Annotated in this window: 8 protein-coding genes and 7 pseudogenes; 8 read left to right on the top strand and 7 right to left on the bottom strand. The window is 62.2% G+C overall.

Annotated features, from left to right (window positions below; genetic code table 11):
- The 4 genes and pseudogenes from HX613_RS21740 to HX613_RS21725 all read left to right on the top strand — a co-directional run.
- Positions 1 to 736, top strand: a pseudogene (locus HX613_RS21740) (acyl-CoA dehydrogenase family protein); the annotation flags it as partial.
- 1 nt (position 737) lies between these two features.
- Complete coding sequence (locus HX613_RS21735; protein WP_235344201.1) at positions 738 to 1,796, top strand: enoyl-CoA hydratase/isomerase family protein; 1,059 nt, start codon at positions 738 to 740, stop codon at positions 1,794 to 1,796.
- 15 nt (positions 1,797 to 1,811) lie between these two features.
- Positions 1,812 to 2,570: an enoyl-CoA hydratase gene (locus HX613_RS21730; protein ID WP_235347199.1), complete on the top strand. Its 759-nt coding sequence runs from the start codon at positions 1,812 to 1,814 to the stop codon at positions 2,568 to 2,570.
- A 150-nt stretch (positions 2,571 to 2,720) separates the two neighbouring features.
- Complete coding sequence (locus tag HX613_RS21725) at positions 2,721 to 3,686, top strand: NAD(P)H-dependent flavin oxidoreductase (RefSeq protein ID WP_235347198.1); 966 nt, start codon at positions 2,721 to 2,723, stop codon at positions 3,684 to 3,686.
- 37 nt (positions 3,687 to 3,723) lie between these two features.
- Here HX613_RS21725 and HX613_RS21720 read toward each other — a convergent pair.
- Both HX613_RS21720 and trpS (HX613_RS21715) read right to left on the bottom strand, forming a co-directional pair.
- Positions 3,724 to 4,772 (bottom strand): annotated as a pseudogene (locus HX613_RS21720) (App1 family protein).
- A gap of 52 nt (positions 4,773 to 4,824) precedes the next feature.
- Complete coding sequence (gene trpS, locus HX613_RS21715; RefSeq protein WP_235344198.1) at positions 4,825 to 5,823, bottom strand: tryptophan--tRNA ligase; 999 nt, start codon at positions 5,821 to 5,823, stop codon at positions 4,825 to 4,827.
- Positions 5,824 to 6,014: 191 nt separating this feature from the next.
- Between trpS (HX613_RS21715) and HX613_RS21710 the strand changes: the two are divergent.
- A pseudogene (locus tag HX613_RS21710) lies at positions 6,015 to 7,775 on the top strand (carbon starvation CstA family protein); the annotation flags it as partial.
- Here HX613_RS21710 and HX613_RS21705 read toward each other — a convergent pair.
- A pseudogene (locus HX613_RS21705) lies at positions 7,774 to 9,530 on the bottom strand (carbon starvation CstA family protein); the annotation flags it as partial. The pseudogenes HX613_RS21710 and HX613_RS21705 overlap by 2 nt on opposite strands.
- Positions 9,531 to 9,720: 190 nt before the next feature.
- Here HX613_RS21705 and trpS (HX613_RS21700) point away from each other — a divergent pair.
- Positions 9,721 to 10,717 (top strand): annotated as a pseudogene (trpS, locus tag HX613_RS21700) (tryptophan--tRNA ligase).
- Positions 10,718 to 10,769: 52 nt separating this feature from the next.
- A pseudogene (locus tag HX613_RS21695) lies at positions 10,770 to 11,820 on the top strand (App1 family protein).
- A 14-nt stretch (positions 11,821 to 11,834) separates the two neighbouring features.
- Here HX613_RS21695 and HX613_RS21690 read toward each other — a convergent pair.
- Positions 11,835 to 12,272: an NAD(P)H-dependent flavin oxidoreductase gene (locus HX613_RS21690; RefSeq protein ID WP_235347197.1), complete on the bottom strand. Its 438-nt coding sequence runs from the start codon at positions 12,270 to 12,272 to the stop codon at positions 11,835 to 11,837.
- On the opposite strand from HX613_RS21690, the gene HX613_RS21685 reads away from it, so the two are divergent.
- Complete coding sequence (locus tag HX613_RS21685) at positions 12,265 to 12,501, top strand: hypothetical protein (RefSeq protein WP_235347196.1); 237 nt, start codon at positions 12,265 to 12,267, stop codon at positions 12,499 to 12,501. The two genes, HX613_RS21690 and HX613_RS21685, sit on opposite strands and share 8 nt — an antisense overlap.
- 477 nt (positions 12,502 to 12,978) lie before the next feature.
- Here the strand turns inward: HX613_RS21685 and HX613_RS21680 are convergent, their stop codons facing one another.
- The 3 genes and pseudogenes from HX613_RS21680 to HX613_RS21670 all read right to left on the bottom strand — a co-directional run.
- Entirely contained in the window at positions 12,979 to 13,755 is a 777-nt protein-coding gene (locus tag HX613_RS21680) for an enoyl-CoA hydratase (RefSeq protein WP_235344200.1), read from the bottom strand.
- On the bottom strand, positions 13,752 to 14,810 hold the full coding sequence (locus HX613_RS21675) for an enoyl-CoA hydratase/isomerase family protein (protein WP_235344201.1): 1,059 nt from the start codon (positions 14,808 to 14,810) through the stop codon (positions 13,752 to 13,754). The genes HX613_RS21680 and HX613_RS21675 overlap by 4 nt, the downstream gene beginning before the upstream one ends.
- A 1-nt stretch (position 14,811) precedes the next feature.
- Positions 14,812 to 15,584 (bottom strand): annotated as a pseudogene (locus HX613_RS21670) (acyl-CoA dehydrogenase family protein); the annotation flags it as partial.

Raw genomic sequence — 15,584 nt, 5'->3', positions numbered from 1 at the left:
CACCTCGGCGAGGGAGAGGACGTTGACTCCTATGTCCTCAACGGCGTCAAGCAGTTCATTTCCGGTGCCGGCACCAGCGAAACGTACCTGGTGATGGCGCGTACCGGCCAGGACGGATCGCGCGGAATCTCCGCATTCATCCTCGAAAAGGGCATGGAGGGTCTCTCCTTCGGCCCCAACGAACAGAAGATGGGATGGCGAGCTCAGCCGACCCGACAGGTCATCATGGAAAACGTTCGCGTGCCGAAGGGAGAACCTCCTCGGCGAACCCGGTCAGGGTTTCAAGATCGCGATGTCCGGACTCGACGGAGGCCGGCTCAACATCGGAGCATGCTCGCTGGGCGGCGGGCAATCTGCGTTGGAGAAGGCCATCGACTACATGGGCGAACGACAGGCCTTCGGCACCGAGCTCTCAGCTTTCCAGGCTCTGCGATTCGAGGTCGCGGAGATGCAGACCAAGCTCGAAGCGGCTCGCTCCCTCCTGTGGCGTGCCGCCAACGCCTACGACGCAGGCGATCCCAACACCTCATTGCTCTCGGCAATGGCGAAGCTGACAGCCACAGATTCGGGCTTCGACGTCGCCAATAGGGCACTCCAGTTGCACGGCGGCTACGGCTATCTGACAGAGTATGGAATTGAGAAGCTGGTGCGTGACCTGCGCGTCCACCAGATTCTGGAAGGCACCAACGAAATCATGCGCGTGATCATTTCGCGCAAGAGCACAGGAGTGGGCTGATATGACGACAGAGACCGCGGCACCGCCGACGGAAGCATCGGTGATCACCTCGATCACCAACGGAGTGGGCCGGATAGAGCTCAACAGGCCGAAGCTGATCAACGCACTGAGCCAGCAGATGGTGGGCGCCATCGATGACGCCCTGAAGAGCTGGCGCGATGACGACGCGATCAAGGCCGTCCTTGTCACCGGACGCGGCGAACGCGGGCTGTGCGCCGGAGGCGACATCAAGGCCGTCTACAACGACATTGTCGCCGGCACCGATGAGAACGCCCGATTCTGGAATCGCGAATACAAGATGAACCATGAGATCTCCGAATTCCCCAAGCCCTATGTCGTCATCATGAACGGCATCACGATGGGCGGCGGCGTCGGAATCTCGGGCCACGGCTCCCACCGCATCGTCACCGATTCCACCAAGATCGGAATGCCGGAGACCGGGATCGGCCTGTTCCCCGACGTCGGCGGCACACATCTGCTGGCCAATGCGCCGGGCGAGCTCGGCACCCATCTGGCGCTGACCGGACTGCCGGTCGGAGCAGGAGCCGCGCTGGCCATGGGACTGGCTGACTACTACGTGCCGGACGCTGAAGTGCCGGGACTCATCGCCGACCTCGAAGCAGGCGGCGACGTGGAAACAGTGATCGACCGCTACGCCGCCGATGCTCCGGAGAACGAACTCGCCGAGGCAGCAGGCTGGATCGACGAATGCTATAGCAGGGACCGGGCAGAGGACATCGTCGCAGCGCTGACCGCGCATGCGAACCCCGATGCCAATGCCGCCGGGAAGCTGATCGGGACCAAGGCACCCACCTCGGTGAAGGTGACACTGGCCGCCGTGCGCAAAGCCCGAGACATGTCCCTGGCCGAAGTCCTCGAACAGGACTATCGCGCAGCCGTCGCGCTGACACGTCGTCCCGACCTCAAGGAGGGCATCCGCGCGCAGGTCATCGACAAGGACCGCAACCCACAGTGGTCCCCGTCCGCATTCGACGAGGTCAGCGACGAAACAGTCAACGACATCCTCACCACCGATCACGAAGAGAAGGTGTTCGCATGAGCGACTACGAAAACAATCCTCACATCCGTCGACCAGGGTGTTGCCACCATCACGCTCGATCGCCCGAAGGCTCTCAACGCGTTGAACATGCAGGTTCTCACCGACGTCACCGACGCAGCCACCGCATTCGATGCCGACGATGAGGTCAAGGCGATCATCATCACCGGCAGCGGCAAGGCCTTCGCCGCGGGCGCCGACATCAAGGAGATGTCCGACCTCGACTTCGCCACCGCGTTCAAGGCCGACTGGTTCGCCGGCTGGACCCGCCTGACTGACGTGCGCAAACCGGTCATCACCGCGGTCAACGGCTTCGCACTCGGCGGCGGCTGTGAGCTGGCAATGATGGGCGACATCCTCATCGCATCGACGAAGGCGAAGTTCGGCCAGCCCGAGATCAACCTCGGCGTCCTCCCCGGTATGGGCGGATCCCAGCGTCTGACTCGCGCGATCGGCAAGGCCAAGTCCATGGACATGTGCCTGACCGGACGCATGATGGACGCAGAGGAGGCCGAACGCTCGGGCCTCGTCGCACGTATCGTCGAACCCGAGGAACTTCTTGCAACGGCCAACGAGATCGCGCAGACGATCGCGTCCAAGTCCCGCATCGCCTCGGCGATGGTGAAAGAAGCGGTCAATACCGCATTCGAAACGACGCTCGAGCAGGGACTGCGCTACGAACGTCGCCTCTTCCACTCCTCCCTGGCCACGAACGACCAGTCCGAGGGAATGGCCGCATTCGTCGAGAAGCGGGACGCGAACTTCACAGATTCCTGAATCACCGCATGACGCGGCAGCCCGCACACGGCTGCAACGATGGCGCAGGCGAGGCGAACTCGTCTGCGCCATCGGCGTATTCGGTCACATGATCACTTTTAACAATCGTTCAGTTAGAGTGGAAACGTTCATCCACCCAAAGGAGGCACAATGAATTCTTTCGCCAATCTTCTCCCCCAGCTGCGACTTCCGGTGCTCGGCTCCCCCATGTTCATCGCATCGGGCCCCGACCTGGTCAAGGCCCAGTGCCAGGCCGGCATCATCGGTTCCTTCCCCACCCTCAATGCCCGCCCGGCCTCGATGCTCACCGACTGGCTCGACGAGATCCGAGAGAGCAACGCCGCGTTCACCGCAGCGAATCCCGATCGTCCGGCGGCACCGTTCGCTGTGAACCTCATCGTTCACCGCTCGAACAACCGTTTGGAAGCCGACCTCGCCGAGGTGGTCCGCCACCAGGTGCCCATCGTGATCACGTCATTGGGCGCACGAGAAGAGGTCAACGAGGCTGTGCACTCCTACGGCGGCATCGTCCTCCATGACGTCATCAACAACAAGTTCGCGCACAAAGCCGTGGAGAAGGGCGCCGACGGTGTCATCGCCGTGGCCGCCGGTGCCGGTGGACATGCCGGAGCGCTCTCCCCATTCGCGCTGGTCCAGGAGATCCGGTCCTGGTTCGACGGCCCGGTGCTGCTCTCGGGCGCAATTGCACACGGCCGCTCGGTCCTCGCAGCACTCGCCGCCGGCGCCGACTGCGCCTATGTGGGCTCGGCCTTCCTGTCGACGGCAGAGGCCAACGTCACCGAAGACTACAAGCAGATGATCGTCGACTCCGCTGCCGAGGACGTCGTCTACTCCAGCTACTTCACCGGAGTCAAGGGCAACTACCTGCGCGGTTCCATCACTGCCTCGGGACTCGACCCCGACGATCTTCCGAGGCTGACCCGACGAAGATGGACTTCGGCACGAAGGAGGGGTCGGACTCGAAGGCGTGGAAGGACATCTGGGGCTCGGGTCAGGGCATCGGCGTGCTCCACGAGAAGAGCACCGCTGCCGAACTCGTCGACAGTCTTACCGCGCAGTTCGAGGCCGCGAAGACGGAGCTCGACGCTCGCCTGAATACGGCTGTCGGCGTCGGCTGAGCCGCACCGAACTCTCAGATCGTGGAGATGATGCCCCGTTCGGTCAGGCGCGAAGACAGTCCTGCACCGTCCGGGGCATAGATCCACGGCACGCCCTGGCCGCGACCGTGGCGCTTCGAACGACCACCTGCCCAGACCGCTTCACCGACGGTGAGCTGGCGGATCGCGACCGCCGCGACATTGTCGGGGTGGTTGTCCACGAACTCTCCGTAGACCTCTTCGTCCTTCTGACCGTCGTCGCCGATGAGCAGCCATTTCATCCACGGGAACTCACGCGACAGGCGCTCCAGAGAGTTGCGTTTATGCTCCTTACCCGAACGGAAGACGCGAGTCGTCGTCGGCCCCCAATCGGTGAGCAGCAGAGGCCCCATCGGGTAGAGGTTGCGAGAGAGGAACCTCTTGATCGTCAGGGCCGAATTCCACGCTCCCGTCGACAGATAGACCATCGGAGAATTCGGGCGCATATAGGTGATCCGGTCATAGAGCACAGCCATTCCCGCCACAGGCGACCTGGCATGCTCGCTGAGGACGAAGGTGTTCCACGCGGCAAGAAATGGTCGCGGCAGTGAGGTGACCATGACCGTGTCATCGATATCGGAGATGATGCCGAACGTCGTGTCCTCGCCGATGATCCGCACGGCAGCGGAATCGACGAGCGAGCCATCGGTCCACAGTTCGATCTCCGTCTCACGGGCTGAAAGTCACCGGGAATGACAGTGTCGATGATGCCGCCCCTGTCAGCGGTGACCATGTGCTCTTCGTCATTGACGCGGACCCAGGCCGTGTCGTTGGGCAGAGGCACACTGACGAAGGACTTCCATCCCCGAATGCTCGCCTGCAGGTCCGCCGCAGGCTGACCTGTGGGGGTCAGGACCAAACGTCCGAGCACTCTCACCCACCCGGTGCCGCCATAGGTGTCATAGGCGATGACTGTGCGCTGATAGGTGTGATCGGTGGCGCGGTTCTGCAGCCAGCCGTTGAGCCGGTCTTCCATCCGTGCCGCGGTGTGCAGCATGTCCGGGGTGAGGTTCAGCGGTCCCTCTTCGGGTTTCTTCTTCGCCACGGTTCTTCCTTCACACTCATCGCACGTCAGGTCGGATCGGGTTGCAGTCGGCTCAGACGAAGCCGACCTTGTCATAGACCTCTCGCAGGGTCACCTCGGCGATCTCATTGGCCTTCGCCGCACCCGAATCGAGGATGGCCTGGAGCTGCGCCCGGTCCTGCAGGAGCTCATTGGTGCGCTCTCGCACAGGGGTGAGGGCTTCGACGGCGATCTCTGCCAGATCGACCTTGAGGTGACCGTACATCTTGCCCTCGTACTCTGCGACGATGTCATCGACCGAACGCGAGGTCAGAGAGGAATAGATCGTGAGCAGGTTCGAGACTCCGGGCTTGGACTCCGGGTCGTAGGCGATCTCCTTGCCATCGTCGGTGACGGCTGACTTGATCTTCTTCGTCAGTGACTTCGCGTCGTCGAGAAGGTCGATGCGACCCAGCGGGCTGGGCAAAGATTTTGACATCTTCGACGAAGGGTTCTGCAGGTCGTAGATCTTCGCGGTGGCCTTGAGGATCTGTGCCTCAGGAACGACGAAGGTCTCTCCGAACCGATAGTTGAAGCGTTCGGCCAAGTTTCGGGTCAGCTCGAGATGCTGGCGCTGATCCTCGCCGACGGGCACCATCTGCGGATTGTAGAGGAGGATGTCGGCGGCCATCAGCGCTGGGTAGGTGAGCAGGCCCAGGGACACATGCTCCTGCTTGGCCGATTTGTCCTTGAACTGCGTCATCCGGCTGGCCTCACCCATCGACGTGGTGCATTCGAGGACCCATGACAGCTGCGGGTGTGCCGGGACCTGTGACTGGACGAAGATCGTCGACTTCTCCGGGTCGATACCCGCCGCAATGAACTGCGCAGCGGTGCGCAGGGTGCGCTCGCGCAGGTCGCTGGGGTCCTGCTCGACGGTGATCGCGTGCATGTTCGCGATGAAGTAGAAGGCATCGTGCGACTCCTGATGCGCCACGAACTGCTGCAGAGCTCCGATGTAGTTGCCCAGGTGCAGTGAGTCAGAGGTGGCCTGGATGCCGGAAACGGTGCGTGGCAGAGAAGAAGTCATCATAGAACCATAATGCCACTTCAACCCCGCGTCATCGCAGACCACCCCGTGCGAGCCGAGGACTCAGGTGATCTCAGCCACCTACGCGCCACCGGCAAACGGTATAGTGACGAAGCAGATCACATGATTCATCGAGGTATCTCACATGGTTCGATCAACAGTCTTGTTCGGCCGGTGACCGGTGGTCATGGGCAATGAATATTCGGTGCGAAGTCATCGAGCTCAACGAGGAGGAAATCTTGTCTGTCGAATACGTCAGAACCGAAGAGGGGCTGCCACCGGTGGCTGTGGTCGAGAAGCCGCGGTGGACTCCGGTGAAGATCGTCATCTGGGTGGTCATCGCGTTGGTCGCGGCCGCCGGATGGGCGATGGTTGCGTTCGTGCGCGGAGAGGAGATGTCGGCCAGCTGGTTCGTCGCCGCTGCCGTGGGCAGCTATCTCATCGCGTTCCGTTTCTATGCCAAGTTCATCGAATGGAAGATCTGCCGCCCCGACCCGAAACGGGCCACTCCTGCAGAGCTCAATGACAATGGACGCGACTTCGCACCCACTGACCGCCGAGTGCTCTTCGGCCACCACTTCGCCGCCATCTCGGGCGCCGGGCCTCTGGTCGGACCGATCCTGGCCGCGCAGATGGGCTACCTGCCCGGTACCCTGTGGATCGTTCTCGGCGTCATCGTCGCCGGCGGCGTCCAGGACTACCTGGTGCTGTTCTTCTCGATGCGCCGCAATGGCCGCTCTCTAGGTCAGATGACTCGTGATGAGCTTGGTCGCACTGGCGGAATCATCGCCTCGCTGGGCATCATCCTCATCATGGTGATCCTCATCGCTGTCCTCGGCGTCGTCATCATCAATGCACTGGCCGAGAGCCCTTGGGGTGTCTTCTCGATCGCCATGACGATTCCCATCGCCGTGTTCATGGGCATCTACATGCGCTACCTCCGGGCAAGGTCGTCGAGGTCTCGGTCATCGGCGTCGTCCTCCTGATCCTGGCCATCGTCGCCGGCGGCTGGGTTCACAACTCGCCCGTGTGGTCGGAGTTCTTCCACCTCGACAAGGTGACACTGGCCTGGTGCCTGATGATCTATGGCTTCCTCGCCGCTGTGCTGCCGGTCTGGGTGCTGCTGGCACCGCGTGACTACTTGTCGACCTTCATGAAGATCGGCACCATCATCCTCCTGGCTGTCGGCATCCTCATCGTCAACCCGAGTGTGCAGATGCCGGCCGTGACCGAGTTCGCCTTCAACTCCGAAGGCCCTGCCTTCGCCGGAGTTCTGTTCCCGTTCCTCTTCATCACCATCGCCTGCGGGGCCCTATCGGGATTCCACGCGCTCATCTCTTCAGGCACCACGCCGAAGCTGATCGAGAAGGAATCCCAGGCCCGCCTCATCGGCTACGGCGGAATGCTCATGGAGTCCTTCGTTGCGATCATGGCTCTGGTGGCCGCGATCTGCCTCGACAAAGGGCTGTACTTCGCGATGAACGCCGCCGAACCGCTCACCGGCGGAACAACACAGGGCGCCTCAGACTTCATCAACACTCTCTTGGCATGTCCGGGTCGAAACGAGTCCCGAGGTGCTCCAACAGGCAGCAAATAACGTCGGAGAGGAGAGCATCGTATCCCGCACCGGTGGCGCCCCGACTCTGGCGATGGGCATGGCGCAAATTCTCCACAATGTCTTCGGCGGTCCAGCATGGATGTCCTTCTGGTACCACTTCGCAGTCATGTTCGAGGCACTGTTCATCCTCACCACCATCGATGCCGGTACCCGCGTCGCCCGTTTCATGCTCAGCGACGCACTGGGCAACTTCTCGAAGAAGTTCCGAGACCCCTCGTGGACCCCGGGGGCGTGGCTGACCACAGCGATCATGGTCGCGGCATGGGGGTCGATCCTGTTGATGGGAGTCACCGACCCTCTCGGCGGCATCAACACGCTGTTCCCGCTCTTGGAGATCCGAAGAGCGGGAACAGCGTGTTGATGCCGCCGAGAGGGTCGGTGACTCCCATCAACAGGATCGACCCCCATGCCGCGACCATGATCGCTGTGGCAGCCACGCCCCGGGGTCCACGAGGGGTCTCGGAACTTCTTCGAGAAGTTGCCCAGTGCGTCGCTGAGCATGAAACGGGCGACGCGGGTACCGGCATCGATGGTGGTGAGGATGAACAGTGCCTCGAACATGACTGCGAAGTGGTACAGAAGGACATCCATGCTGGACCGCCGAAGACATTGTGGAGAATTTGCGCCATGCCCATCGCCAGAGTCGGGGCGCCACCGGTGCGGGATACGATGCTCTCCTCTCCGACGTTATTTGCTGCTGTTGGAGCACCTCGGGACTCGTTTCGACCCCGGACATGCCAAGAGAGTTGTTGATGAAGTCTGAGGCGCCCTGTGTTGTTCCGCGGTGAGCGGTTCGCGGCGTTCATCGCGAAGTACAGCCCTTTGTCGAGGCAGATCGCGGCCACCAGAGCCATGATCGCAACGAAGGACTCCATGAGCATTCCGCCGTAGCCGATGAGGCGGCCTGGGATTCCTTCTCGATCAGCTTCGGCGTGGTGCCTGAAGAGATGAGCGCGTGGAATCCCGATAGGGCCCCGCAGGCGATGGTGATGAAGAGGAACGGGAACAGAACTCCGGCGAAGGCAGGGCCTTCGGAGTTGAAGGCGAACTCGGTCACGGCCGGCATCTGCACACTCGGGTTGACGATGAGGATGCCGACAGCCAGGAGGATGATGGTGCCGATCTTCATGAAGGTCGACAAGTAGTCACGCGGTGCCAGCAGCACCCAGACCGGCAGCACAGCGGCGAGGAAGCCATAGATCATCAGGCACCAGGCCAGTGTCACCTTGTCGAGGTGGAAGAACTCCGACCACACGGGCGAGTTGTGAACCCAGCCGCCGGCGACGATGGCCAGGATCAGGAGGACGACGCCGATGACCGAGACCTCGACGACCTTGCCCGGACGCAGGTAGCGCATGTAGATGCCCATGAACACGGCGATGGGAATCGTCATGGCGATCGAGAAGACACCCCAAGGGCTCTCGGCCAGTGCATTGATGATGACGACGCCGAGGACAGCGATGAGGATCACCATGATGAGGATGATGCCCAGCGAGGCGATGATTCCGCCAGTGCGACCAAGCTCATCACGAGTCATCTGACCTAGAGAGCGGCCATTGCGGCGCATCGAGAAGAACAGCACCAGGTAGTCCTGGACGCCGCCGGCGACGATGACGCCGAGAACGATCCACAGGGTACCGGGCAGGTAGCCCATCTGCGCGGCCAGGATCGGTCCGACCAGAGGCCCGGCGCCCGAGATGGCGGCGAAGTGGTGGCCGAAGAGCACTCGGCGGTCAGTGGGTGCGAAGTCGCGTCCATTGTCATTGAGCTCTGCAGGAGTGGCCCGTTTCGGGTCGGGGCGGCAGATCTTCCATTCGATGAACTTGGCATAGAAACGGAACGCGATGAGATAGCTGCCCACGGCAGCGGCGACGAACCAGCTGGCCGACATCTCCTCTCCGCGCACGAACGCAACCATCGCCCATCCGGCGGCCGCGACCAACGCGATGACCACCCAGATGACGATCTTCACCGGAGTCCACCGCGGCTTCTCGACCACAGCCACCGGTGGCAGCCCCTCTTCGGTTCTGACGTATTCGACAGACAAGATTTCCTCCTCGTTGAGCTCGATGACTTCGCACCGAATATTCATTGCCCATGACCACCGGTCACCGGCCGAACAAGACTGTTGATCGAACCATGTGAGATACCTCGATGAATCATGTGATCTGCTTCGTCACTATACCGTTTGCCGGGGCGCGTAGGTGGCTGAGATCACCTGAGTCCTCGGCTCGCACGGGGTGGTCTGCGATGACGCGGGGTTGAAGTGGCATTATGGTTCTATGATGACTTCTTCTCTGCCACGCACCGTTTCCGGCATCCAGGCCACCTCTGACTCACTGCACTGGGCAACTACATCGGAGCTCTGCAGCAGTTCGTGGCGCATCAGGAGTCGCACGATGCCTTCTACTTCATCGCGAACATGCACGCGATCACCGTCGAGCAGGACCCAGCGACCTGCGCGAGCGCACCCTGCGCACCGCTGCGCAGTTCATTGCGGCGGGTATCGACCCGGAGAAGTCGACGATCTTCGTCCAGTCACAGGTCCCGGCACACCCGCAGCTGTCATGGGTCCTCGAATGCACCACGTCGATGGGTGAGGCCAGCCGGATGACGCAGTTCAAGGACAAATCGGCCAAGCAGGAGCATGTGTCCCTGGGCCTGCTCACCTACCCAGCGCTGATGGCCGCCGACATCCTCCTCTACAATCCGCAGATGGTGCCCGTCGGCGAGGATCAGCGCCAGCATCTCGAGCTGACCCGAAACTTGGCCGAACGCTTCAACTATCGGTTCGGAGAGACCTTCGTCGTTCCTGAGGCACAGATCCTCAAGGCCACCGCGAAGATCTACGACCTGCAGAACCCTTCGTCGAAGATGTCAAAATCTTTGCCCAGCCCGCTGGGTCGCATCGACCTTCTCGACGACGCGAAGTCACTGACGAAGAAGATCAAGTCAGCCGTCACCGACGATGGCAAGGAGATCGCCTACGACCCGGAGTCCAAGCCCGGAGTCTCGAACCTGCTCACGATCTATTCCTCTCTGACCTCGCGTTCGGTCGATGACATCGTCGCAGAGTACGAGGGCAAGATGTACGGTCACCTCAAGGTCGATCTGGCAGAGATCGCCGTCGAAGCCCTCACCCCTGTGCGAGAGCGCACCAATGAGCTCCTGCAGGACCGGGCGCAGCTCCAGGCCATCCTCGATTCGGGTGCGGCGAAGGCCAATGAGATCGCCGAGGTGACCCTGCGAGAGGTCTATGACAAGGTCGGCTTCGTCTGAGCCGACTGCAACCCGATCCGACCTGACGTGCGATGAGTGTGAAGGAAGAACCGTGGCGAAGAAGAAACCCGAAGAGGGACCGCTGAACCTCACCCCGGACATGCTGCACACCGCGGCACGGATGGAAGACCGGCTCAACGGCTGGCTGCAGAAACCGCGCCACCGATCACACCTATCAGCGCACAGTCATCGCCTATGACACCTATGGCGGCACCGGGTGGGTGAGAGTGCTCGGACGTTTGGTCCTGACCCCCACAGGTCAGCCTGCGGCGGACCTGCAGGCGAGCATTCGGGGATGGAAGTCCTTCGTCAGTGTGCCTCTGCCCAACGACACGGCCTGGGTCCGCGTCAATGACGAAGAGCACATGGTCACCGCTGACAGGGGCGGCATCATCGACACTGTCATTCCCGGTGACTTTCAGCCCGGTGAGACGGAGATCGAACTGTGGACCGATGGCTCGCTCGTCGATTCCGCTGCCGTGCGGATCATCGGCGAGGACACGACGTTCGGCATCATCTCCGATATCGATGACACGGTCATGGTCACCTCACTGCCGCGACCATTTCTTGCCGCGTGGAACACCTTCGTCCTCAGCGAGCATGCCAGGTCGCCTGTGGCGGGAATGGCTGTGCTCTATGACCGGATCACCTATATGCGCCCGAATTCTCCGATGGTCTATCTGTCGACGGGAGCGTGGAATTCGGCCCTGACGATCAAGAGGTTCCTCTCTCGCAACCTCTACCCGATGGGGCCTCTGCTGCTCACCGATTGGGGGCCGACGACGACTCGCGTCTTCCGTTCGGGTAAGGAGCATAAACGCAACTCTCTGGAGCGCCTGTCGCGTGAGTTCCCGTGGATGAAATGGCTGCTCATCGGCGACGACGGTCAGAAGGACGAAGAGGTCTACGGAGAGTTCGTGGACAACCACCCCGACAATGTCGCGGCGGTCGCGATCCGCCAGCTCACCGTCGGTGAAGCGGTCTGGGCAGGTGGTCGTTCGAAGCGCCACGGTCGCGGCCAGGGCGTGCCGTGGATCTATGCCCCGGACGGTGCAGGACTGTCTTCGCGCCTGACCGAACGGGGCATCATCTCCACGATCTGAGAGTTCGGTGCGGCTCAGCCGACGCCGACAGCCGTATTCAGGCGAGCGTCGAGCTCCGTCTTCGCGGCCTCGAACTGCGCGGTAAGACTGTCGACGAGTTCGGCAGCGGTGCTCTTCTCGTGGAGCACGCCGATGCCCTGACCCGAGCCCCAGATGTCCTTCCACGCCTTCGAGTCCGACCCCTCCTTCGTGCCGAAGTCCATCTTCGTCGGGTCAGCCTCGGGAAGATCGTCGGGGTCGAGTCCCGAGGCAGTGATGGAACCGCGCAGGTAGTTGCCCTTGACTCCGGTGAAGTAGCTGGAGTAGACGACGTCCTCGGCAGCGGAGTCGACGATCATCTGCTTGTAGTCTTCGGTGACGTTGGCCTCTGCCGTCGACAGGAAGGCCGAGCCCACATAGGGCGCAGTGGCGGCGCCGGCGGCGAGGCGCGAGGACCGAGCGGCCGTGTGCAATTGCGCCCGAGAGCAGCACCGGGCCGTCGAACCAGGACCGGATCTCCTGGACCAGCGCGAATGGGGAGAGCGCTCCGGCATGTCCACCGGCACCGGCGGCCACGGCGATGACACCGTCGGCGCCCTTCTCCACGGCTTTGTGCGCGAACTTGTTGTTGATGACGTCATGGAGGACGATGCCGCCGTAGGAGTGCACAGCCTCGTTGACCTCTTCTCGTGCGCCCAATGACGTGATCACGATGGGCACCTGGTGGCGGACCACCTCGGCGAGGTCGGCTTCCAAACGGTTGTTCGAGCGGTGAACGATGAGGTTCACAGCGAACGGTGCCGCCGGACGATCGGGATTCGCTGCGGTGAACGCGGCGTTGCTCTCTCGGATCTCGTCGAGCCAGTCGGTGAGCATCGAGGCCGGGCGGGCATTGAGGGTGGGGAAGGAACCGATGATGCCGGCCTGGCACTGGGCCTTGACCAGGTCGGGGCCCGATGCGATGAACATGGGGGAGCCGAGCACCGGAAGTCGCAGCTGGGGGAGAAGATTGGCGAAAGAATTCATTGTGCCTCCTTTGGGTGGATGAACGTTTCCACTCTAACTGAACGATTGTTAAAAGTGATCATGTGACCGAATACGCCGATGGCGCAGACGAGTTCGCCTCGCCTGCGCCATCGTTGCAGCCGTGCTGTGCGGGCTGCCGCGTCATGCGGTGATTCAGGAATCTGTGAAGTTCGCGTCCCGCTTCTCGACGAATGCGGCCATTCCCTCGGACTGGTCGTTCGTGGCCAGGGAGGAGTGGAAGAGGCGACGTTCGTAGCGCAGTCCCTGCTCGAGCGTCGTTTCGAATGCGGTATTGACCGCTTCTTTCACCATCGCCGAGGCGATGCGGGACTTGGACGCGATCGTCTGCGCGATCTCGTTGGCCGTTGCAAGAAGTTCCTCGGGTTCGACGATACGTGCGACGAGGCCCGAGCGTTCGGCCTCCTCTGCGTCCATCATGCGTCCGGTCAGGCACATGTCCATGGACTTGGCCTTGCCGATCGCGCGAGTCAGACGCTGGGATCCGCCCATACCGGGGAGGACGCCGAGGTTGATCTCGGGCTGGCCGAACTTCGCCTTCGTCGATGCGATGAGGATGTCGCCCATCATTGCCAGCTCACAGCCGCCGCCGAGTGCGAAGCCGTTGACCGCGGTGATGACCGGTTTGCGCACGTCAGTCAGGCGGGTCCAGCCGGCGAACCAGTCGGCCTTGAACGCGGTGGCGAAGTCGAGGTCGGACATCTCCTTGATGTCGGCGCCCGCGGCGAAGGCCTTGCCGCTGCCGGTGATGATGATCGCCTTGACCTCATCGTCGGCATCGAATGCGGTGGCTGCGTCGGTGACGTCGGTGAGAACCTGCATGTTCAACGCGTTGAGAGCCTTCGGGCGATCGAGCGTGATGGTGGCAACACCCTGGTCGACGGATGTGAGGATTGTTTCGTAGTCGCTCATGCGAACACCTTCTCTTCGTGATCGGTGGTGAGGATGTCGTTGACTGTTTCGTCGCTGACCTCGTCGAATGCGGACGGGGACCACTGTGGGTTGCGGTCCTTGTCGATGACCTGCGCGCGGATGCCCTCCTTGAGGTCGGGACGACGTGTCAGCGCGACGGCTGCGCGATAGTCCTGTTCGAGGACTTCGGCCAGGGACATGTCTCGGGCTTTGCGCACGGCGGCCAGTGTCACCTTCACCGAGGTGGGTGCCTTGGTCCCGATCAGCTTCCCGGCGGCATTGGCATCGGGGTTCGCATGCGCGGTCAGCGCTGCGACGATGTCCTCTGCCCGGTCCCTGCTATAGCATTCGTCGATCCAGCCTGCTGCCTCGGCGAGTTCGTTCTCCGGAGCATCGGCGGCGTAGCGGTCGATCACTGTTTCCACGTCGCCGCCTGCTTCGAGGTCGGCGATGAGTCCCGGCACTTCAGCGTCCGGCACGTAGTAGTCAGCCAGTCCCATGGCCAGCGCGGCTCCTGCTCCGACCGGCAGTCCGGTCAGCGCCAGATGGGTGCCGAGCTCGCCCGGCGCATTGGCCAGCAGATGTGTGCCGCCGACGTCGGGGAACAGGCCGATCCCGGTCTCCGGCATTCCGATCTTGGTGGAATCGGTGACGATGCGGTGGGAGCCGTGGCCCGAGATTCCGACGCCGCCGCCCATCGTGATGCCGTTCATGATGACGACATAGGGCTTGGGGAATTCGGAGATCTCATGGTTCATCTTGTATTCGCGATTCCAGAATCGGGCGTTCTCATCGGTGCCGGCGACAATGTCGTTGTAGACGGCCTTGATGTCGCCTCCGGCGCACAGCCCGCGTTCGCCGCGTCCGGTGACAAGGACGGCCTTGATCGCGTCGTCATCGCGCCAGCTCTTCAGGGCGTCATCGATGGCGCCCACCATCTGCTGGCTCAGTGCGTTGATCAGCTTCGGCCTGTTGAGCTCTATCCGGCCCACTCCGTTGGTGATCGAGGTGATCACCGATGCTTCCGTCGGCGGTGCCGCGGTCTCTGTCGTCATATCAGCCCACTCCTGTGCTCTTGCGCGAAATGATCACGCGCATGATTTCGTTGGTGCCTTCCAGAATCTGGTGGACGCGCAGGTCACGCACCAGCTTCTCAATTCCATACTCTGTCAGATAGCCGTAGCCGCCGTGCAACTGGAGTGCCCTATTGGCGACGTCGAAGCCCGAATCTGTGGCTGTCAGCTTCGCCATTGCCGAGAGCAATGAGGTGTTGGGATCGCCTGCGTCGTAGGCGTTGGCGGCACGCCACAGGAGGGAGCGAGCCGCTTCGAGCTTGGTCTGCATCTCCGCGACCTCGAATCGCAGAGCCTGGAAAGCTGAGAGCTCGGTGCCGAAGGCCTGTCGTTCGCCCATGTAGTCGATGGCCTTCTCCAACGCAGATTGCCCGCCGCCCAGCGAGCATGCTCCGATGTTGAGCCGGCCTCCGTCGAGTCCGGACATCGCGATCTTGAAACCCTGACCGGGTTCGCCGAGGAGGTTCTCCTTCGGCACGCGAACGTTTTCCATGATGACCTGTCGGGTCGGCTGAGCTCGCCATCCCATCTTCTGTTCGTTGGGGCCGAAGGAGAGACCCTCCATGCCCTTTTCGAGGATGAATGCGGAGATTCCGCGCGATCCGTCCTGGCCGGTACGCGCCATCACCAGGTACGTTTCGCTGGTGCCGGCACGGAAATGAACTGCTTGACGCCGTTGAGGACATAGGAGTCAACGTCCTCCCTCGCCGAGGTGCGCAGAGCGGCAGCATCGAACCGGCATTGGGTTCCGTGAGG

The organism is Brevibacterium sp. UCMA 11754 (assembly GCF_021532275.1).
In the GTDB taxonomy this organism is placed as follows: Bacteria; Actinomycetota; Actinomycetes; order Actinomycetales; family Brevibacteriaceae; genus Brevibacterium.
The sequence above is the reverse complement of the archived record's forward strand: the minus strand, read 5'-3'. Positions and strand labels throughout refer to the sequence as shown.